Annotated in this window: 20 protein-coding genes and 1 tRNA gene; 10 read left to right on the top strand and 11 right to left on the bottom strand. The window is 70.4% G+C overall.

Annotated features, from left to right (window positions below; all coding sequences use genetic code 11):
* Positions 1-169 precede the first annotated feature (169 nt).
* A complete protein-coding gene (locus ACBJ59_RS36220) occupies positions 170-553 on the top strand; it encodes a hypothetical protein (protein WP_375114682.1) in 384 nt (127 codons plus the stop codon).
* A 58-nt stretch (positions 554-611) separates the two neighbouring features.
* On the opposite strand, the gene ACBJ59_RS36215 is transcribed toward ACBJ59_RS36220, so the two are convergent.
* Positions 612-875 (bottom strand): hypothetical protein, encoded by a 264-nt coding sequence (locus ACBJ59_RS36215; protein WP_375114681.1) that lies wholly within the window; start codon positions 873-875, stop codon positions 612-614.
* A 508-nt stretch (positions 876-1,383) separates the two neighbouring features.
* Here ACBJ59_RS36215 and ACBJ59_RS36210 point away from each other — a divergent pair.
* Positions 1,384-3,126 (top strand): hypothetical protein, encoded by a 1,743-nt coding sequence (locus ACBJ59_RS36210; protein WP_375114680.1) that lies wholly within the window; start codon positions 1,384-1,386, stop codon positions 3,124-3,126.
* A 99-nt stretch (positions 3,127-3,225) separates the two neighbouring features.
* Here ACBJ59_RS36210 and ACBJ59_RS36205 read toward each other — a convergent pair.
* The 5 genes from ACBJ59_RS36205 to ACBJ59_RS36185 all read right to left on the bottom strand — a co-directional run bounded on the left by ACBJ59_RS36205 (position 3,226) and on the right by ACBJ59_RS36185 (position 5,493).
* Positions 3,226-3,298 (bottom strand) — tRNA-Thr (locus tag ACBJ59_RS36205).
* A gap of 39 nt (positions 3,299-3,337) precedes the next feature.
* Positions 3,338-3,568, bottom strand: coding sequence for a transposase (locus ACBJ59_RS36200; protein WP_364127574.1), 231 nt, complete (start codon positions 3,566-3,568; stop codon positions 3,338-3,340).
* An 85-nt stretch (positions 3,569-3,653) separates the two neighbouring features.
* A complete protein-coding gene (locus ACBJ59_RS36195; protein WP_375114679.1) occupies positions 3,654-4,175 on the bottom strand; it encodes a C40 family peptidase in 522 nt (173 codons plus the stop codon).
* Between the two features lie 43 nt (positions 4,176-4,218).
* On the bottom strand, positions 4,219-5,181 hold the full coding sequence (locus ACBJ59_RS36190; RefSeq protein WP_375114678.1) for a GH25 family lysozyme: 963 nt from the start codon (positions 5,179-5,181) through the stop codon (positions 4,219-4,221).
* A 108-nt stretch (positions 5,182-5,289) separates the two neighbouring features.
* Complete coding sequence (locus ACBJ59_RS36185; protein WP_375114677.1) at positions 5,290-5,493, bottom strand: hypothetical protein; 204 nt, start codon at positions 5,491-5,493, stop codon at positions 5,290-5,292.
* A 232-nt stretch (positions 5,494-5,725) separates the two neighbouring features.
* Here ACBJ59_RS36185 and ACBJ59_RS36180 point away from each other — a divergent pair, with 232 nt between their 5' ends.
* From ACBJ59_RS36180 to ACBJ59_RS36170, 3 genes are read left to right on the top strand one after another with little or no spacing between them, the layout of a single operon-like run.
* A complete protein-coding gene (locus ACBJ59_RS36180) occupies positions 5,726-6,670 on the top strand; it encodes an ATP-binding cassette domain-containing protein (RefSeq protein ID WP_375114676.1) in 945 nt (314 codons plus the stop codon).
* The gene (locus ACBJ59_RS36175) at positions 6,651-7,394 is read left to right on the top strand and encodes an ABC transporter permease (RefSeq protein WP_375114675.1); all 744 of its coding nucleotides are present in this window, start codon (positions 6,651-6,653) and stop codon (positions 7,392-7,394) included. The genes ACBJ59_RS36180 and ACBJ59_RS36175 overlap by 20 nt, the downstream gene beginning before the upstream one ends.
* A 46-nt stretch (positions 7,395-7,440) precedes the next feature.
* Positions 7,441-7,959, top strand: coding sequence for an NUDIX hydrolase (locus ACBJ59_RS36170; protein ID WP_375114674.1), 519 nt, complete (start codon positions 7,441-7,443; stop codon positions 7,957-7,959).
* Here ACBJ59_RS36170 and ACBJ59_RS36165 read toward each other — a convergent pair.
* Positions 7,956-8,627, bottom strand: a complete 672-nt coding sequence (locus tag ACBJ59_RS36165; protein WP_375114673.1) for a flavin reductase family protein — start codon at positions 8,625-8,627, stop codon at positions 7,956-7,958. The two genes, ACBJ59_RS36170 and ACBJ59_RS36165, sit on opposite strands and share 4 nt — an antisense overlap.
* Positions 8,628-8,707: 80 nt before the next feature.
* On the opposite strand from ACBJ59_RS36165, the gene ACBJ59_RS36160 reads away from it, so the two are divergent.
* The 3 genes from ACBJ59_RS36160 (at position 8,708) to ACBJ59_RS36150 (ending at position 11,571) form a co-directional block, all read left to right on the top strand.
* On the top strand, positions 8,708-9,238 hold the full coding sequence (locus ACBJ59_RS36160) for a DinB family protein (RefSeq protein WP_375114672.1): 531 nt from the start codon (positions 8,708-8,710) through the stop codon (positions 9,236-9,238).
* Between the two features lie 73 nt (positions 9,239-9,311).
* On the top strand, positions 9,312-10,064 hold the full coding sequence (locus ACBJ59_RS36155; RefSeq protein ID WP_375114671.1) for a DinB family protein: 753 nt from the start codon (positions 9,312-9,314) through the stop codon (positions 10,062-10,064).
* Between the two features lie 136 nt (positions 10,065-10,200).
* Positions 10,201-11,571 (top strand): carotenoid oxygenase family protein, encoded by a 1,371-nt coding sequence (locus ACBJ59_RS36150; RefSeq protein ID WP_375114670.1) that lies wholly within the window; start codon positions 10,201-10,203, stop codon positions 11,569-11,571.
* Positions 11,572-11,665: 94 nt separating this feature from the next.
* Here ACBJ59_RS36150 and ACBJ59_RS36145 read toward each other — a convergent pair whose 3' ends face one another.
* The 4 genes from ACBJ59_RS36145 to ACBJ59_RS36130 all read right to left on the bottom strand — a co-directional run bounded on the left by ACBJ59_RS36145 (position 11,666) and on the right by ACBJ59_RS36130 (position 15,645).
* On the bottom strand, positions 11,666-13,252 hold the full coding sequence (locus tag ACBJ59_RS36145; protein ID WP_375114669.1) for a CATRA conflict system CASPASE/TPR repeat-associated protein: 1,587 nt from the start codon (positions 13,250-13,252) through the stop codon (positions 11,666-11,668).
* Positions 13,249-13,593 (bottom strand): CATRA system-associated protein, encoded by a 345-nt coding sequence (locus ACBJ59_RS36140; RefSeq protein ID WP_375114668.1) that lies wholly within the window; start codon positions 13,591-13,593, stop codon positions 13,249-13,251. The genes ACBJ59_RS36145 and ACBJ59_RS36140 overlap by 4 nt, the downstream gene beginning before the upstream one ends.
* 100 nt (positions 13,594-13,693) lie before the next feature.
* Complete coding sequence (locus ACBJ59_RS36135) at positions 13,694-14,419, bottom strand: TetR/AcrR family transcriptional regulator (protein WP_375114667.1); 726 nt, start codon at positions 14,417-14,419, stop codon at positions 13,694-13,696.
* Positions 14,420-14,439: 20 nt separating this feature from the next.
* The gene (locus ACBJ59_RS36130) at positions 14,440-15,645 is read right to left on the bottom strand and encodes an FAD-dependent monooxygenase (RefSeq protein ID WP_375114666.1); all 1,206 of its coding nucleotides are present in this window, start codon (positions 15,643-15,645) and stop codon (positions 14,440-14,442) included.
* A gap of 205 nt (positions 15,646-15,850) precedes the next feature.
* On the opposite strand from ACBJ59_RS36130, the gene ACBJ59_RS36125 reads away from it, so the two are divergent.
* Positions 15,851-17,290 (top strand): M20/M25/M40 family metallo-hydrolase, encoded by a 1,440-nt coding sequence (locus ACBJ59_RS36125; protein ID WP_375114665.1) that lies wholly within the window; start codon positions 15,851-15,853, stop codon positions 17,288-17,290.
* 33 nt (positions 17,291-17,323) lie between these two features.
* Complete coding sequence (locus ACBJ59_RS36120) at positions 17,324-17,623, top strand: response regulator transcription factor (protein ID WP_375114664.1); 300 nt, start codon at positions 17,324-17,326, stop codon at positions 17,621-17,623.
* Positions 17,624-17,634: the final 11 nt, after the last annotated feature.

The raw sequence follows: 17,634 nt of genomic DNA, 5'->3' as shown, positions 1-17,634 counted from the left end.
AAGTACACATAAAGCTGAACATTTCCTGGCAGCGGATTGTCACAGAATGAACACGATCCGCCAAGGGATATGGACCCCATAACGCGAACAGGCGTCATATAAGGGTCCCGACAGCTCATAACGGCGAGGGATTAAAACGAACTGCGCATCCTGGGGAGGTGCGGGCGTTTTGACGTCCCCACGAAGCAACGAGGCTTCCTCGAACGGAAAATCGTCGTACGACACTCTGATCAGAAAGGCACTGCGCCTCCTGCGCCGCTCCTCGGCGCGCGAGGAAGTACTCACAGCCCAACTGGCGCGAGCGTTCCTTGAACGCGACCGCCTCCAACAGCAGCTCATCATCGCCGAGAGCGACGCTCACGCCCAAGCCGAGATCAGCAAGGTCATGCGGTCGGGCTCGGGGGAAAAGCTCGTGGTCATCCAGCACGACGGTATGACCATCCGCGCGATCCTGCACGCGCCCGGAAGGCGGGCACCGGCGCGCGAAGCCGCCGTCTGGAGATGCCTGCGCGACACCGCAATCAATGCGCGGGAGTCGCACCATGAACGATGATCCCGAAAACGTCCAGGAATACCGCCGTCAACGCTTAGAACCAGAGATCGCCGCCATGTCAGTCGAGGTAGATGGCATGGACAAACCAACCCTGATCGTCAATATCGATGATCCCGGCGCGAGAGGCGCGATCAAGAAACTCATCATATGGATCGGAGCGATCAGTATCGGGACCTTCGTCGAATGGGCGCGAAGATCGACCAAAAGGCAAATCGTGGTAGCCGTCGCAGGAACGGCCACGATGACTTACGCCGCCACAGCGGCAGTTGACGAGATCACTAGAGGGAGAGCGCCACAACCCGCACCGATCATTGCTCAGCACGTCGTTACGGTCACACCACAACCACGCTTGACCGTAACGACGTCACCGAGTCCGAAACCTACGCCCTCCGCGAGGCCCACCCGCTCGCCGTCATCACCCCCTCTCCTGGCTGTTCTGTCCTCTCCTCCGGCGCGCTCAGGAGTGTCACGAGAGACCCGCCCGACACCCACCAGGGAGCGAACCTCGCCACCCAGCGGCCCGACAGGCGCCGCAAGTTCACCGACGCCAACCGCACCAGCAACCACCCAACCGTCGACGACCGAACGACCAGGACCGAATCGGGTGGAGACAACCCCCGACGCTGAACCGACCCCGCGTCCATCGTCCGCCCCACCACAGGATGACCCCCCGGAGACGGCCCCGCCCACCCCCGACCGGCCCACGCCGCCCCCCGCGAACGACCGCGACTGTGTGGTAGGCGTGGATCTGCCCCCGATCATCGACATCTGTGTGTTGGGGTAGACCCAACCCCTTTGCCTAACCCCTCACCCTCGCAAGGAGCTGCCTCATGGCGTTCCATCAGATACGTAAGGACGGCGTGATCGTCGCCCGCTGGAAGAAGGCGGACGGCACGTGGGGCACCAAGTCCCGGCACCCCGACACCAAGGAGCATTGGGAATCGCCCAAAGAGGCGGAAGCCTGGGGCGAGTGGATGGAGGACCTCGAACGCCGCGGCCTCGCCCCGGACTACTCCCGCAAGCGCAGGAAACCCGAGCCCGAGCCGGCGGAACCGGAAGTCGACGGCGTCACCGTCGACGAGTGGTTCGCCCGATGGTGGCAAGGACTCGACGTCGGGCTACGCTCCCGCGGCAACTACGCCTACCTCTTCCGGGCTCACGTGCTTCCCGAGTGGGGGGGCTGGAAGCTCGCCGACATCAAGGCGTCCGACGTCAACGCCTGGGAACAGCGCATGCTCAAGGCAGGCTATGCGCGCGATGGGGTCGCGTCCGGCGCGCGGACAAGACTCGCGACCCTGCTCGGCGATGCCGTTACCGAAGGTTTGATCGGCTCCAACCCGGCGCTGAGGCAGCGGCACCGCGGGCGCCGCTCCGGTGTCGGCACCGCAGGCCGCGGTAAGGAGAAGACGGCCATCACGCCGTTCGAGGCCATCTGCCTGTGCGAGCGGATGGGCGTTCTGTCTGGGCGGAACGACGAGACCATCGCAGGGCTGGTGGCGGCGTGGGGGGCACTTCGGTACGGCGAGCTCATTGGCCTGCAGCGGGAGTACGTCAAGCTCGGCCGGGTCCGTGTGGACTGGCAGTTGATCGAGGACGGCGGCAAGTTCTACCTCGGTCCGCCAAAGGACGACTCCAACCGCGACGTGGACCTTCCGCCATTTCTACAGGACCTGCTGAACCGGCAGATCGCCGCCCACCCGGATCAGCGGTGCCGGTGCGCTCCTGTCACGATCGAAGACCAGGACGAGCAGCCGTGCCAGGGCGGAGGACCGTTCGTCTTCCTGGGCGAGCGTGGCGGCCATCACCGGAACTCGAACTTCGCGCGCCGGGTGTTCGACCCGGCCACCGACGGCTGGTATCCGACGTCGAAAGGCCGGCGCGGGACGAAGAAGAACCGCGAGGATGACGCGAAGGACGGCGTGGTGTATCAGCCGGTCCTGGTGGAGTTGGACACGGCATGGCCCGGCGCTCCCCTGCCGGCATGGCCCGCGGCTGTAGCCGGCCAGCCGTACGAGGCTCCGCGGATCCGCGGGTACCAGCGGCGTCCACTCGGGCTCGGCATCAACGCGGCTTCGTCGAGGGCCGACCTGGTGGTGTTCGCCATCGCGCAAGGCATCGCTGAGGAGCAGGCTCGCGACCTGACACGCGATGCCATCCTGGACTTGTTCGTCCGCTCCCGGTACGTGTCGGAGAACGCTCCAGTGGCGTCGTGGGCGCCGATCGCGGAGGGGTTGACGCCACACGACCTCCGGCATGCGCACTCCACGTGGCTGATGGATTTGGGGACGCCCCTGCAGCTTCGCGATGACCGGATGGGGCACGCGTCGCCGGAGATGCGCGGCATGCGGGGAACGTACACGCACGTGTCTCGGGAGTCGCGGGCATGGCTGCGGGAGCAGTTGGAGCGGCTGTGGCAAGACGCCCTCGCTCGGCGGGCGTGGTTCGGGCTTCACTCACCGGTCAAGATCTTGGATGAGCTACTGGCTCCGTTCCGTGACGGGAAGCGGGAACCGATCGCTCCGTTCGAGGCGCGCGGAGAAGTCCTCGAATTCCCTACCTCGCGGGCGGGTTAATGGGCTTCCATCGCGAATCCATCGCGAAAACGTCCCGACGATCAGAAACGCCCGGCTCCGAGTTTTCTCGGACCGGGCGTTTTGCCTGTTCAGATTGCGAGCCCCCAAACGGAATCGAACCGTTGACCTTCTCCTTACCATGGAGACGCTCTGCCGACTGAGCTATAGGGGCCTGTCCGGCGCTGCGGACAGGTGTAACCATACACGGCACTCAGCGATGATGCGAACTCGTTCTGGCCCCCGGCGGCACCTCCGCCGGCCGCCGCGCGGGAAGATCGATCACCTCACACAGATCGGCCAGATCGACGTGCCTGGCCACCTCCGCCACAGAGGTGCAGTCGGCGACCAGCCACCCGTTCCTGCGCACCCGCAGCACCTGCCGCCCGGCCCGCACGGCGCCCACGACCTCGTAGCCGTCGAGACCGACCCATCGCCTGTCCATAGCGGCACAGATTAGCCGTGGGGTCTCTCAATTTCTGCCACGCCACACGCGTTACAGGCATACCGAATCGGTACGAGTCGGAACCTCAGTACCGGTAGAACCCCGCGAAACCCTTCTTCCCCGCGATGTCGTCGACGCGCACGACGGCCCCGGTCTCGGGCGCGTTCATCATCTTCCCCGCGCCCAGGTAGATGCCCACGTGGTGGGTCCTGACGGACCTCTTCGTGACCTTCCCGAAGAACACCAGGTCCCCGGGCCTGGCCGAGGAGACCCGGCGCATCTTCCGCACGTGGTCGTCGGTGTTCCCGGGCCCCAGCACGTCCTCGCCGTGCGCCAGCGCGTACACCCACCGCGCGAACCCCGAGCAGTCCAGCCCGCGCGTCCTGGCGGCCGGGCAGGGCCTGATCTTCCCCCTGTAGCCCCTGCACGTCCCCTTGGACGGGCCGGGGTCCGAGCTGTGGCCGCCGCCCCACGAGTACACGATCCCGCGCTGCTCGATCTCGTACGCGAGCCGCACGATCAGGGGCGGCGCCGGCAGGCCCAGGGGCACGGAGGCCGTGGCGGTCAGCAGGAGCAGCGCTACTGCCACGGTTAACCGGCGCTTCATCCCGCACCCCCTCAAAGCTCGGGCCCCTGGGATTCATCCTGCCTTATCCCGCTTTGAGGGTGAGTTTCACCGAACCGACCGTCACATACATGCCCACGGTGCCCTTCGTCTTCCTGGGCTTGGTGGTGAACGTGAACGTCACCTTCTCCCCGCGCGGCAGCTCCCCGATCCGGCACGACACCGCCGTGCCGCTGTACTTGCACCCCGGCGCCCGCACCACGCGCTGCCCGCCGAACGCCCGTCCCGACACCTTGACGTCCTTGACCGGGTGCGGCCCGGTGTTGGAGATCGTGACGGTGTAGGCCTTCCTGCTCCTGGCCGCGCCGGACACCTTCACCTCGGCGGGCGGGTTGGCCAGCGACTTGAGCTGGGACTCCGAGCCGTTGAACGCGTTCCCGCCGCCGACCAGCGGGCCCTTCTCGGCCGACTGCCAGAACGTGTGCTTCTTCCAGCTCTTCGGCAGCTCGCCCGGCTCGGTGCCCCAGCGGGCCAGCCAGAGCGGGTTGGACCTGAACTTGGTGGAGTCGCCCGTGCAGGTCTGCCACCAGCTCGTCGTGGTGTAGATGATCGCGTGCCGGCCGGTCGCCGCCCGGTACTTCTTGGTGAAGTCCTGGAGCCAGGTGACCATGTCCCCGACGGACAGGCCGTAACAGTTGTTCTTTCCGTTCTTGTCCTTGTACGGGTTGTCCTCGATATCGAGCACACCCGGCAGCGTTTGGCCGTCGCTGACCCAGTTGCCGCCGTTCTGGAGGAAATAGTCGGCCTGAGTTGTCCCATCGGATTCGTGCGGTTGCGCAAAGTGATACGCGCCGCGGATCAGGCCGGCCGCGGCGGCACCGCCATACTGGGCTTCGAAACGGGGGTTGCGGTAGTTCGTCCCCTCGGTGGCGTGCACGAACGCGAACTTCCCGCCCCCGGAGGCCACGCCCTGCCAGTCGATGTCGCCGGTCCAGTTGCTGACGTCCACCCCGGGTACTCCATCGGCCGCCTCGGCGACCCCGGTCATACCGACCATAGCAATTACCGCAAATAACAACAGACGTTTCACGCCGGAGATCATTGCGGAGTTACGCACAATTCCGCAAGCCCAGAAATATCCACCGCTTTTGACGTATCAACCCAATAGACCGGTCCGAGCCCCAGCGGCCGTCCCCAGCCGCCGGCTCCACTCGCGCCTGTCCACGCCGTCCGGCCTTTCGAGCACGTCGGCCAGCGTCTCCTCGATCGCGTCCTTGCTGAAGACGGGCGGGCCGAGCGCCTCCCCCAGCGCCCGCGCCGGCGTCGTCTCGGCACATGCTGGGGATGCTGGCAGAGCCATGTGTGGAAGTCCGTGCGGAAATCGTGCGGACGTGGCAAAGAAACCGCACTTCAGGGGCCGGAAACTCGCCACGTCAGAGGTGGCGTCCCCGACGGTGTTTCCGCAGGTGGGGGCGGTATATGAACGTAACATTCGCGTTTGCCAAACCGGGTTAGTCCTGCCCAAACTGGATTCGATCCTCGACTGCGGCCCCGACCAGGGGTTTCTTCGCCATGCCCGGAGGAGACCGACCATGATCCATGCCCGGGGACTGACCCGAGTGTTCAAAGTGAAGAAGAAGGAGACCGTAGAAGCCGTACGCGGGATAGACCTCGACGTGGAGGCCGGCCAGCTCGTGGCGTTCCTAGGGCCGAACGGCGCCGGCAAGTCCACCACGCTGCGTATGCTCACCACCCTCCTGCCGCCCACCTCCGGCACCGCCTCCGTGGCCGGCCACGACGTGGCCACGGACCCGGCGGCCGTGCGGGCCCGCATCGGGTACGTGGGGCAGCGCAACAGCGCGGGAGAGGACTTCCTCGTCCGCGACGAGCTCGTCACCCAGGGCCGCTGCTACGGCCTGCGCCCCAAGGAGGCGGCCACCCGCGCCGACGAGCTGCTCGACCTGCTGGACCTGACGCCGCTGGCCAAGCGGGTGCCCGGCACGCTGTCAGGGGGCCAGCGCCGCCGCCTGGACATCGCCCTGGGCCTCATCCACCGCCCCGACCTGCTCTTCCTCGACGAGCCCTCGACCGGGCTCGACCCGAAGAGCCGCGCGGAGATCTGGGAGCACATCCTGCGCCTGCGCGAGACGTACGGGACGACCTTGTTCCTGACCACCCACTACCTGGAGGAGGCCGACAACATGGCCGAACGGGTGGTGATCATCGACGGCGGGCGGATCATCGCGGACGGCACCGCGGGACAGCTCAAGAACGACCTGGCCGGGGACCACATCACCATCACCACCAGCACCCCGCAGGAGGCGGAGCAGGCCGCCCGGATCGGCGACGGGACCGCGGACGGCACCACCGTGCGCCTCAAGGTCGCCCAGGCCACCGCCGCGCTGCCCGACTACCTGCGCACCCTCGATGCCGCCGGCATCAAGGTCACCACCGCCGAGACCACCCGCCCCACCCTCGACGACGTGTTCCTGCGCCTTACCGGGAGAAGCCTCACCGATGACGACATTCCTGCGTGACACCACCACCATCTTCTCCCGCGAGTTCAAGCCGAGCCTGCGCAACCCCGCCGCGCTGCTGTTCGAAATGGGACAGCCGCTGCTGTTCCTGTTCCTGTTCGGGTCGCTGCTGGGCGGGGCGGTCGGCTCGTCCTGGCAGTGGTTCGTGCCCGGGATCCTCGTCATGATGTGCCTGACAGGGCCCATGAGCGCCGGCTACACGCTGCTGGTCGAGCTGATCGGGGGCGCGATGGAGCGGCTGATGGTCACGCCGCTGAACCGGACCGCGATGCTGGTCGGCAAGAGCATGAAGGCCATGCTCGTCCTCCTCGTGCAGGCGGTGCTGATCATCGTCCTGGCGCTCCCCCTGGGCTTCGAGCTGCACACGGCGGGCGTGCTGGCGGGGCTGGCCCAGCTCGTGGTGTTCGGGGTGGGCCTTGGGGCGCTCTCCTTCGTCCTGGCCATCAAGTCGGCGCCGGGCGGGACCCTGTTCTACATCGTCAGCCAGTCGATCCTCTTCCCGCTGCTGCTGCTCTCGGGCGTGCTGCTGCCGCTGGAGAGCGCTCCCGGGTGGCTGCGGGTGATGGGGCAGGTCAACCCGGTCACGTACATCGTGGACGCCCAGCGGGCGCTCTTCGCCGGCAACCTGACCGACCCCTCGGTCCTGTACGGTACCGTCGCCGCCTGCGCCATCGCCGCGGTCGGCCTCTATCTGGGCAACCGCAGTCTGCGCCGGGGAGTCTGAGCCTCGCTTTGACATCCGATTCGGATGGCGATGACAGTGAGGAACTATGACTCACACGGTGAAGGCGACGACCACGGTGCCCTGGATCCCGGTGGCGCATCGCCTGGACCTGATCCTCACTGACACCCTCCCGCCCGCCGGCGCGACCACGTCGGCGTTCGCGTTCGTCTCGGACGAGGCCGGCCGGACCCTCATGACGTACGTGGACCGGGAGGGCCGCGGGTGGGACATCCCGGGCGGCCACCTCGATCCTGGCGAGGGCGCCACCGAGGCGGCGGCCCGGGAGCTCTACGAGGAGACGGGCCTTCACCTGCCGCCCTCCGCCCTGTCGATCTTCGCCTGGCAGCGCATCGAGCTCCTGGAGCCGCCTCCGGCGGGCTACCGCTACCCGGCGCTGGCGTACATGGCGATGTTCCGGGCCACGCTGCCGGGGCCGGGCTCCCCGACCCGGCCGCCCGAGGGCTCGGAGAGCACCCGTGCCGACTGGCTCCCCCGGGCCGACATCGAGCGCCTCTGCGGCCGGCGCACGTGGCTGGTCCTGCTGGACGGTTCGGCCCCGCTCTAGGCGGTGCGGGCGCGCTCCAGGTCGCCGTCGGGGCGGTAGAGCCGTTCGGGGATCCGGGCGAGCGTGGAGTGGTGCACCTGGGGGGTCAGCCCGTACAACTTCTGGAAGCTCATGATCAGCGGCCGCCACGCGTCGGGGTCGACGTGGTCGTCCGTGCCCGCCAGGCGGATCCCGTCGTGCACCCAGACGCGCTGCACCCGTACCTCGAACGCCACCACGCCTCCGTCGTCCCCCACGGGGTGGTGGCGCTCGACCACGGCCTCCATCGCGACCGGGCACTCGGCCGCCCGCGGCGGGGCCACCGTCTCGGAGGCCACGGGCGTGAGCCCGGCCCGCCCGAACTTGTCCGGCACGAACCGGTACCCCCGCTGCTCCTTCCGCGCGGGGATGGGGTCGGAGCCGGTGGTGAGCGCCAGCCGGTCCACCGCGCCCGCGAGCGCGTCGGACGGCAGGTTCAGCACGCACTCACCGGTCCTGAGCAGGTTCTGGGCCGTCTTGGCCCGGACTCCCAGCCCCAGCACGGCCCGCCACCCCAGCCAGAACGCCGACGACATGGGGGCCAGGTTGGGCGTCCCGTCCTCGTTCGAGGACGAGATCAGGACCACGGGGGTGCCGAAGTAGAGGATGTTCGGTTCGATAGCGGTGTGCGTGGCGACAACAGTGCTCATGCCCTCCACTGTCGCGCCGGGCCCGCCCCGGACGCTGGCGACCTTCGGACGTCTCGTTCGAGCCGGTGCATGATGGTCGAATGAGCTGGCGCGCGCCGCAAGTCACCCGGATGGGCCAACAGTTCTCGGTCATGGAGGCGGGCGAGCGCGCGGTCGCGGACGCCTGGCTCGACGCCCACCGCGAGACCCTGCTCTGGAAATGCGCGGGCCTGACCGCCGAGCAGCTCAGACGGCGCTGGGTCGAGCCGTCGAACCTGTCGCTGCTCGGCCTGGTCCGCCACATGGCCGAGGTGGAGCGCGACTGGTTCCGTGCCAGGTTCGCCGGGGAGCAGATCCCCTACCTCTACTGCACCGACGACAACCTGAACGCGGAGTTCGACGGGGTGGACACGGCCGACGCGGAGTCGGCGTACGCGACCTACCTCGACGAGATCGCCCAGGTCCGCCGGACCCTCGCCGGCCGCTCCCTGGACGAGACCTTCACCGACCCGAGACGCAGGATCACCATGTCGCTCCGCTGGGTCTACTCGGTCATGATCCAGGAGTACGCCCGCCACAACGGCCACGCCGACCTCCTCCGCGAGCGCATAGACGGCGCCACCGGTCACTGAACCGCCGGTCACCGAACCGCCGGACCGGGCGCCGGAGCTGTGCCAGGGTCGCCGGGGGGAGCACAATGGCGCGATGGCGGCACGATACGAGAACACCGACGCGTTCCGGGGCGCGAACTTCACCGACGCCGACCTCTCCGGCGCGACGTTCCGCTCCTGCGACCTGCGCGGGATCAGGATCGTCGACTCCTGGCTCGTGGACGTCAACCTGTCCGGCGAGGTGCGGAACCTCATCGTCAACGACGTGGACGTCACCCCCTACGTCGAGGCCGAGCTCGACCGGCGGCACCCCGAGCGCGTGCGGCTGCGCGCGATGCGGACGGCCGACGACTTCCGCGCGATGTGGCGCACGATCGAACAACTCTGGTCGGAGACGATCGCCCGCGCCGAGAGGCTGCCGGAACCCGCCCGCCACGAACGGGTCGACGGCGAGTGGTCCCTCGCCGAGACGCTGCGCCACCTGGTCTTCGCCACCGACGCCTGGGCCGCCCGGACGATCCTCGACCGGCCGAGCCCCTTCCACCGCCTCGGCCTGACCCACACCAGCTACCCGCCCTCCGACGCGGCGGCCCTGGGCATGGACCTGGAGGCGCGGCCGTCGTACGCGGAGGTGCTGGAGGCGCGGGCCGGCCGGGTGGCGCTGGTGCGCGGGATCGTCGAGGACCTCACCGACGCCGAGCTCGAACGCCCCTGCACGCGCCCGCCCGCCCCCGGCTACCCCGAGGAGCCGCGCACCGTGGGCGCCTGCCTGCGGGTGGTCATGGGCGAGGAGTGCGAGCACCGCCGCTACGTGCTGCGCGACCTGGCGGTCCTGGAGTCCCGCTGACCGGGGATTTTTTCGCACCGCCGTACGCTGCGCGTTCTCCGCCCGGCTGACGGCCCCGGCAAGAACAAGACTGTTTCTCCCGAAGTCCTCCCGGCATCCTGACGCGGCCGGATCGAACGACGGGAGAACCCTTCAGATGACGACCGCGCACAACCCCGGCCCGCCCCTCCACCTGGCGGGCAACAACGCACCGGTCACCGAGGAGGTGACGGTGGAGCCGTCCGAGGTGATCGGCTCCGTCCCCGAGGAACTGCACGGGACCTACCTCCGCAACGGTCCCAACCCGCGGACCGGCTGGTCGCCGCACTACTTCGCGGGCGACGGCATGGTCCACGCCGTGGTCCTGGACGGCGGGCGGGCCCGCTGGTACCGCAACCGGTACGTACGGACCCCGCTGTACGAGCACCCCGGCGAGTCCCGCCTGGCCCTGGCCTTCGACCCGACCACCGGGCACGTGGACCACCGGGTCTCCACCGCCAATACCCACCTGGTTCACCACGCGGGCCGGCTGCTCGCCCTGGAGGAGGGAGGCTTCCCGTACGAGATCACCCCCGAGCTGGACACGGTGGGACCGTTCACCTTCGGCGGGGCGCTGCGCACGCCCATGACCGCGCATCCCAAGATCTGCCCGGAGACCGGCGAGCTGGTGTTCTTCGGCTCCCGCCTGCGCCCGCCGTACCTGACCTACTACCGCGCCGCCCCGACCGGCGAGCTGCTCCAGGCGCAGGTGGTCGAGGTCCGGCGGGCGACGATGATGCACGACTTCGCCGTCACCCGCGACCACGCGATCTTCATGGACCTGCCCGTCGTCTTCGACCCGGCCATGGCCGCCGCCGGCGGGATGCCGTGGCGGTGGGACGACGCGCACGGCGCCCGGTTCGGCGTGATGCGCCGCGACGGCGGGCCGGCGCGCTGGTTCGAGGTCGAGCCGTGCTACGTGTGGCACACCATGAACGCCTCAGAGGCGGACGGCGCGATCACGGTCACCGGCTGCCGGGTGCCGACGCTGTGGCGCGACGGCCCCCAGGACGTCGGCGGCGGCCTGCCGAACCTGCACGAATGGCGGCTGGACCTCGCCACCGGCACGGTCGCCGAGCGCCGGCTGGACGACGCGGCGATCGAGTATCCGCGGGTCGCCGACGCCGAGGTCGGGCGGCGCAACCGCTTCGGGTACGTCACCAGCTTCTCGCTGGAGGCCGAGCCGGAACGCTCCGAGATCCACAAGTACGACTTCGCCGCGGGCGCGGCCCGGCAGACGCACCGGCTGCCCGCCGGGCACACCTGCGGCGAGGCGGTCTTCGTCCCGCGGCGCGGGGCGTCGGGGGACGACGACGGGTACCTGATGACCTTCGCCCACGACCGCTCCCGTGGCACCGGCTACCTGGCGATCCTGGACGCGGCCGACCTGGCGGCCCGGCCGGTGGCGGAGATACGCCTGCCGGTCCGCGTCCCCACCGGCTTCCACGGCAACTGGCTCCCTGCTGGGGTCGACGCGGCACAGACCTGAGCGCCGTGTCCCGCGCGGCGCGACTTCGCGCGCCGTGGCCCGCGCTCAGCGGCGTGGCAGCGACCATACCGTTCTCGGCTCGGCGTTCACGTGGTCAGCCGCCCGGCTCCTCGGCACGTCTGACGCGTCGGTTCCGCCAGGCGGACGCGGCGACCGCAACGGCCGCGCAGAGCGCGGACACCGCCGCCGTCCAGGGTGGCGCGGCGAGCGGCACGGGCAGCACGTAGGTCGCCGCCGAGATGGCCAGCCAGCCCACCGCACCGCCGGCGGCCGCGAGGGCGGCGTGGCCCGCGACGGCCGGTCGGGCCGCGACGGGTCCCGGCGAGTACCGGTACGCGACGGTGGGCAGGCACAGGGCCAGCGCGGCCAGCGTCGCGATCAGCGGCGGCTGGATCGGCCCCGGCAACGGGAGCTTGTACGTCAGGGCCTGGATCGCCGCCAGCCCCATCACCAGCGCGCCGAGGAAGGAGGTCTGCAGGAGGGTCAGCCACTCGTGCCGCCGCCGGGCCTCCTCCTCGCGCTCCTGGAGCCGCTGCTGGATGAGGAGCCCGATGACGCGGCCGATCTCGGCGGCGCGTTCCGTGGTGGCCTGGAGGTAGTGGCGGTCGTCGTCGAGCTCGGCCCGGAACCAGTCGATCACCCGGCCGTCGTCGAACAGCACCCGGGGAGACCGGCCGTCCGGCGACAACCCGTCCAGCTCGGAGGCGAGCACCGCCGCCATGTTGGCCTCGGCGATCTCCACCGAACGGCTCATCTCGCCGATCGCGATCGCGGTGAGGTGCAGGCCCGACGAGTCCGCCTGCACCTGGGTCAGCTCCCGCCGGGCGGCGAGCAGCCGGTCGAGGGGAACCGGCTCGTCGGGTACGCCGAGCGCCGCCAGCCCCGCCGCGGCGCCGTCGACGCGGGCACCCAGGTCGCGGAACGACACCTCCGCGGCGTGCACGCGCAGCTGGTAACGCACCTTGGCCATGTGCATGAGGTAGCGGGGCAGCCAGGGGATCCCGGCGGGGTCACCCGACCACACCCAGCGGGCCAGCAGCGCCTGCCGATCGGCGGCGGCCGTGACGACCAGCCGCCTGAGCGCCCGGGCGTCGTCGCCGTCCGGCAGCTCCCAGGCGTCGACCCCGGTCAGCAGGCGCCGCCCGTCCGGTCCCACCGGGGCGCCGTCCTGGCGTACGGCGTCGCGCAGGGCCGCGGGCGGACGTCCCCGGCCACGGCCGGCGGTGTGGGCGGCGAGCAGCAGGCGTACCTCACCGAGCAGGGGCGCCGGGCCGCCCGAGACCTCCAGCCAGGCGCGTTCCAGCGCGCTCCAGCCCATGGCCTCGTCGCGGGCGGGCGCCAGCATGACGCCCAGGCAGAGGACGTCGTGCTCGGACCGCAGCACCAGCTCCCACACCCCCTTCCCCGGGCGTTCCGCCGCGGCCAGCAACGGGGGAAGCGCGCCGGGCAGGTCGTCGGGAGCGCGGCCCGTCAGTCGTGGGGAAGGCGCAACGGTCAGGTCGTCGGGAGGTGCCGCGGGAACGCCCAGCCGTGGAACGGCACGGGTCATGCCGAACGTGTCCGCGCACCGCCGCCAGATGTCGAGAAGGCGCCGCCGGCCCGCGTCCGCCGCCGGCCCGGTCAGCGGGGAGAACAGGTAGACGGCCAGCGCGTGATCCCGGAGCAGCGGTCGCCGCCTCACTCCTCCCCACCCTCCGGCGGACCGGACGGCGCAGGCTCGTCCCGCGAAAGGTACGGGGCCAGCGCGTGCACCAGCTTGTTGACCCGCAGGCGTACCCGCTTCGGCGCCTCGCCCTCGGCCCGTCCGTCACCCTCGCCGAGCTTCATCCACTCGCCCCGGGGTGTCAGCCAGTCGATCGCCGTGACGACCGCCAGGAGCGCCTGATCGTCGCCCAGCGCGACGGCCTGGTCGGCCTCGTCGAGCAGCCCGGCCAGCCGGTCCCATTCCGAGGCCGTACGGGGGACCGTGAGAAGCCCTTCCAGTACGTCGTGGGCCTCCCGGGCGGTGGCCGGCTCGATCATGCGCCCATCGTCCACAAAGGCTCCCAATTCCGCCGAAGGCCCCCGTCCTGCCCGCACCTTACGTTGTTCGGCCCGGGTCGGCACGTCTTCCGGCGCCCGCTCAGGTCGACTGTTCGCCGGCCTGGCCACGGTCGATGAGGTCCAGCACCGCGTCCCGGAGCTCGCGGAAGACGGCGACGACCTCCTCGGCGGCCGCGGCGACGGCCGCCTCACCAGGAGGGACGGGCGGGTCGACCAGCAGGCCCACCGTGTCGGCGAGGAGCGCGTCCGGGTCGTCGACGCCGGGCGGGGCCGAGGCCGGGTCGGAGACGGCGGCGGAGAACCCGGTGAGCACGGCGTGCAGGGCGTAGGTCTGGCCGGCCAAGGGGCGGTCGTCGCGGACCAGGCCGTGGCGGCGCAGGATCGGCAGGACCGCGCCGGCCATGGCGGCGGGGTTGGTGCGGGCGTACAGCTCGCGGTCGCCGGCTTCCTGGGTGAGCAGCCGTACCAGCTCGGGGTCGCTCCTGTGCAGGATCCGCGCCAGCGGGAGCCGGTGCGCGGTGCGGACGATGAACGGGGCCAGGCGGCTGGGCCGGACGTTGGCGGGGTCGGCGGTGATGTGGCCGATGGCCGCTTCCAGGGCGGTCAGCTGGTCGCGGGCGAACAGGCCGCGGATGAGGTCTTCCTTGCTGGGCCAGTAGAGGTAGACGGTGCCCTTGCCGACCCCGGCCGCGCGGCTGATCTCCGACACGGTGACCTTGCCCGCGCCGTGGTCGAGCACCAGCTCGCGCGCGCTGTCCAGGATGCGGGCGGCCTTGCGCGAATGGAGTTCGACCAACTGGCTCACCGGTGTTGTCTCCTCTTTCCTCAGGCCGCGGCGACGTCGACGTTCCTGGCCTGCATGTCCTTGGCCATTATCTTGCCCATCGCCCTGCCGATGCCCGGGGCGCGCATCAGGCGCAACATCCCGGTACGCAGGATCTGCTCCTTGCGGTCGTCGGGGGTGAAGAGCCGGCGCATGGACAGGATGTTGTCCTGCTGGTACTGGATGAACGGCCGCATCCGCGCCTCCCAGGCCCGCAGCGCCCCGGGCAGATCGTGCCGCTGGAGCATGCTGCCCAGCAGCTCGCCGCCGGCGATGCCGCTGGAGGCGCCCATGCCGGAGTACAGGGTCAGGCACCAGGCGGCGTCCCCCATCAGCACGACCCGGCCGCGGTGCCAGCGCGGCATCTTGACCTGGTGCACGGAGTCGAACAGGAACTCCGGGGCCCGCTCGAAGCGGGCCAGCAGGTCCTCCAGGAGCGGCCCGGCGGGCTCGGGCCCGAACGCGGCCCGGACGGACTCGATCGGCGGGCGGCTGAACTCGGCGTCGATGTCACCCGTGCGGTAGGAGAACAGCAGCCCCGGGGCATGGTCGGAGAAGGGGAAGGTCCACACCGACCGGCCCGGCTCGGCCAGCACCATCCCCTCGTTCTGGCGGAAGCCCTCGACCGGTCCGTCCAGGACGGTGGCGCCGATCATGTAGTCCAGCGGGTGCAGGTACTCCTCGGGGCCGAAGGCCAACCGGCGCACCGTAGAGCGCATCCCGTCGGCCCCCACCACCAGGTCGAACCGCTCGGTGACGGTGGTGCCGGCCGCGGTGTCGTGCAGCGTCACCGCCACCCCGGAGTCGTCCTGGACGATGCGGGTGGGCACCGTGGAGTAGCGGATCTCCGCGTCGTCCGGCAGCGCCGAGAACAGCCCCTGCTCCACGTCCCCGCGCAGCACCTGGCGGGGCCCTCCGGGCAGGGCGGCCGGGCTCATCCCCGGACGACGGCGCCCGGCCCGATCGACCTCGTACATCGCGAGGTCCGCGGGCCCGCGGTTGCCGATCGCGTCCAGCACCCCCAGCCGCCCGGCGGAGACGACGCCGGTGCCGAACAGCATGATGAAGTACCCGTTCGAGCGGCGCCCGGCCGCCCGCTCCACCAGCACCGGCTCCCATCCGACCTGCCGCAGCCGCACCGCGGTGGCGATCCCCGCGATCCCCAGCCCCACCACCAGCGCGCGGCCACCCTTGCGCGTGCCTGCCATGACGGCTCCTTTCATCGGTTCGCCCCACCAGGCTACGAGACAAACTGACCAAATTGGTTCTGTGGGTCAATTCGTTGTAGGCGGAGCCGGAGATCGGCAACCTGGAGCACTTCCTGCCCGAGCTGTTCGAGGAACGGGCCGGCCACGAACCGTGAGCCGAATCTCCCTCTGGCGCTCGCGGTGCGGAGGAGGTTGATTCAATGTCATGGAAACGAGTCACCCTCATTCGACCCGCCGTACGTTCCTGACCGCATCGGCCGCCGGCGCCCTGGCCGTACCTCTCGTCGCCGAGCCCGCGTCCGCCACCGGGCAGTCCACCACCGGCCAGTCCGCCACCGGCCAGGACGGCCCAGGCCGTCCGACCCCGCCCCAGCGCCCCGACCGGGAGCTACGCGCCCTGTTACGCGAGGTCGACCCCGTCCGGATCAAGGCGGACGTGCTGAAGATGGTCGCCTTCGGCACCCGGCACACCCTGTCCACCCAGACCGACCCGGTCCGCGGCATCGGCGCCGCCGTGGAGTGGGTCCATGCCCGGTTCCAGGAGATCGCGGCCACCTCGGGCGGCCGGATGACCGTCGAGAGGCAGTCGTTCGTCCAGCCGGTCAGCCCGCGCATCCCCCAGCCGACGACCATCACCAACGTCATCGGCACGCTGCGCGGTGACGCCTCGCCGGCGCGCTTGTACGTCGTCACCGGCCACCTCGACTCCCGCGTCACCGACGTCATGAACGCCACCGCCGACGCCCCCGGTGCCGACGACGACGCGTCCGGCGTGGCCGTGGTGCTCGAACTGGCCCGGCTCTTCGCCACCCGCCGTACCGAGGGCACGCTGGTGTTCGCCGCCGTCAGCGCCGAGGAGCAGGGCCTGTACGGCTCGGCGCACATGGCCGCGCGGCTGAAGGAGGCCGGCGCGGACGTGCAGGCGATGTTCAGCAACGACATCGTGGGCGCCAGCTCCGGCTGGGACGGCACCCGCCCCGAACCGCACACGGTACGCCTCTTCGTGGAGGGCGTGCCGACCACCGAGACCCCCGCCGAGGCGTCCACCCGGCAGTCCGTCGGCGGCGAGAACGACGGCCCGTCGCGGCAGCTCGGCCGCTTCGTCAAGGACGTGGCCGAGAACGACGAGACCGGCATGAAGATCCGGGTGATCTGGCGGCGCGACCGCTACCTGCGCGGCAGCGACCACATCTCCTTCATCCGGCAGGGCTACCCGGCCGCCCGCTTCACCGAGCCGCGCGAGAACTACGACCACGAGCACCAGGACGTACGGGTGGAGGACGGCGTCCAGTTCGGCGACCTGCCGGAGTTCGTCGACTACGCCTACACCGCCCGGGTCGCCAAGGTGAACGCCGCGACGCTGTGGTCCCTGGCCCAGGCCCCCGGCACGCCGAAGAACGTCCGGATCAACGCGACGAGCCTGACCAACGACACCACGCTCACCTGGGACCGCGGCACCGATCCCGACCTGGCCGGCTACGAGATCGTGTGGCGGGAGACCACCTCGCCGGAGTGGACCCACGCCATCGACGTCGGCGACGTCACCACGGCCACCGTCGACCTGGCCAAGGACAACGTGCAGTTCGGGCTGCGCGCCGTGGACCGCGACGGCCACCGCAGCCCGGTCGCCTTCCCCCGGGTCTAGGCCCGGCGGGGCCGGTAGGAGCAGCGCGCGCCGATGTGGACGGTGGCGCGCAACTCCTCGGCGATCACCGGGTCGGCGATGCGGGTGAGGGTGCGCTGGATGGCCTGGCCGACCGCGATCCCGACCCTGACCCCGACCGAACGGACGGTCGCCGAGTACGCCGTGCAAGGGCTGTCCAACCCCGAGATCGCCGCCCGCCTCTTCGTCAGCCGAGGCACCGTCAAGACGCACCTGGCGCACGTCTACGCCAAGCTCCACGTCGCCAACCGCACCGAACTCGCCGGCCAGGCCGCCGACCGGCTCGACACCCTGGAGCGGCGGGAGCTCCCCTGATCGACGGCTCC

This window comes from Nonomuraea sp. MTCD27 (assembly GCF_041950495.1).
GTDB lineage: Bacteria > Actinomycetota > Actinomycetes > Streptosporangiales > Streptosporangiaceae > Nonomuraea.
This window is presented reverse-complemented; position numbering and strand designations above follow the sequence as displayed.

Coding starts and splice junctions, on each gene's coding strand:
- ACBJ59_RS36130 (WP_375114666.1), bottom strand. CDS start 15,645: ATGGCAGGCACGCGCAAGGGTGGCCGCGCGCTGGTGGTGGGGCTGGGG.
- ACBJ59_RS36120 (WP_375114664.1), top strand. CDS start 17,324: ATGTGGACGGTGGCGCGCAACTCCTCGGCGATCACCGGGTCGGCGATG.
- ACBJ59_RS36170 (WP_375114674.1), top strand. CDS start 7,441: ATGACTCACACGGTGAAGGCGACGACCACGGTGCCCTGGATCCCGGTG.
- ACBJ59_RS36140 (WP_375114668.1), bottom strand. CDS start 13,593: ATGATCGAGCCGGCCACCGCCCGGGAGGCCCACGACGTACTGGAAGGG.
- ACBJ59_RS36190 (WP_375114678.1), bottom strand. CDS start 5,181: ATGACCGGGGTCGCCGAGGCGGCCGATGGAGTACCCGGGGTGGACGTC.
- ACBJ59_RS36125 (WP_375114665.1), top strand. CDS start 15,851: ATGGAAACGAGTCACCCTCATTCGACCCGCCGTACGTTCCTGACCGCA.
- ACBJ59_RS36150 (WP_375114670.1), top strand. CDS start 10,201: ATGACGACCGCGCACAACCCCGGCCCGCCCCTCCACCTGGCGGGCAAC.
- ACBJ59_RS36175 (WP_375114675.1), top strand. CDS start 6,651: ATGACGACATTCCTGCGTGACACCACCACCATCTTCTCCCGCGAGTTC.
- ACBJ59_RS36210 (WP_375114680.1), top strand. CDS start 1,384: ATGGCGTTCCATCAGATACGTAAGGACGGCGTGATCGTCGCCCGCTGG.
- ACBJ59_RS36200 (WP_364127574.1), bottom strand. CDS start 3,568: ATGGACAGGCGATGGGTCGGTCTCGACGGCTACGAGGTCGTGGGCGCC.
- ACBJ59_RS36165 (WP_375114673.1), bottom strand. CDS start 8,627: ATGAGCACTGTTGTCGCCACGCACACCGCTATCGAACCGAACATCCTC.
- ACBJ59_RS36195 (WP_375114679.1), bottom strand. CDS start 4,175: ATGAAGCGCCGGTTAACCGTGGCAGTAGCGCTGCTCCTGCTGACCGCC.
- ACBJ59_RS36160 (WP_375114672.1), top strand. CDS start 8,708: ATGAGCTGGCGCGCGCCGCAAGTCACCCGGATGGGCCAACAGTTCTCG.
- ACBJ59_RS36185 (WP_375114677.1), bottom strand. CDS start 5,493: ATGGCTCTGCCAGCATCCCCAGCATGTGCCGAGACGACGCCGGCGCGG.
- ACBJ59_RS36180 (WP_375114676.1), top strand. CDS start 5,726: ATGATCCATGCCCGGGGACTGACCCGAGTGTTCAAAGTGAAGAAGAAG.
- ACBJ59_RS36155 (WP_375114671.1), top strand. CDS start 9,312: ATGGCGGCACGATACGAGAACACCGACGCGTTCCGGGGCGCGAACTTC.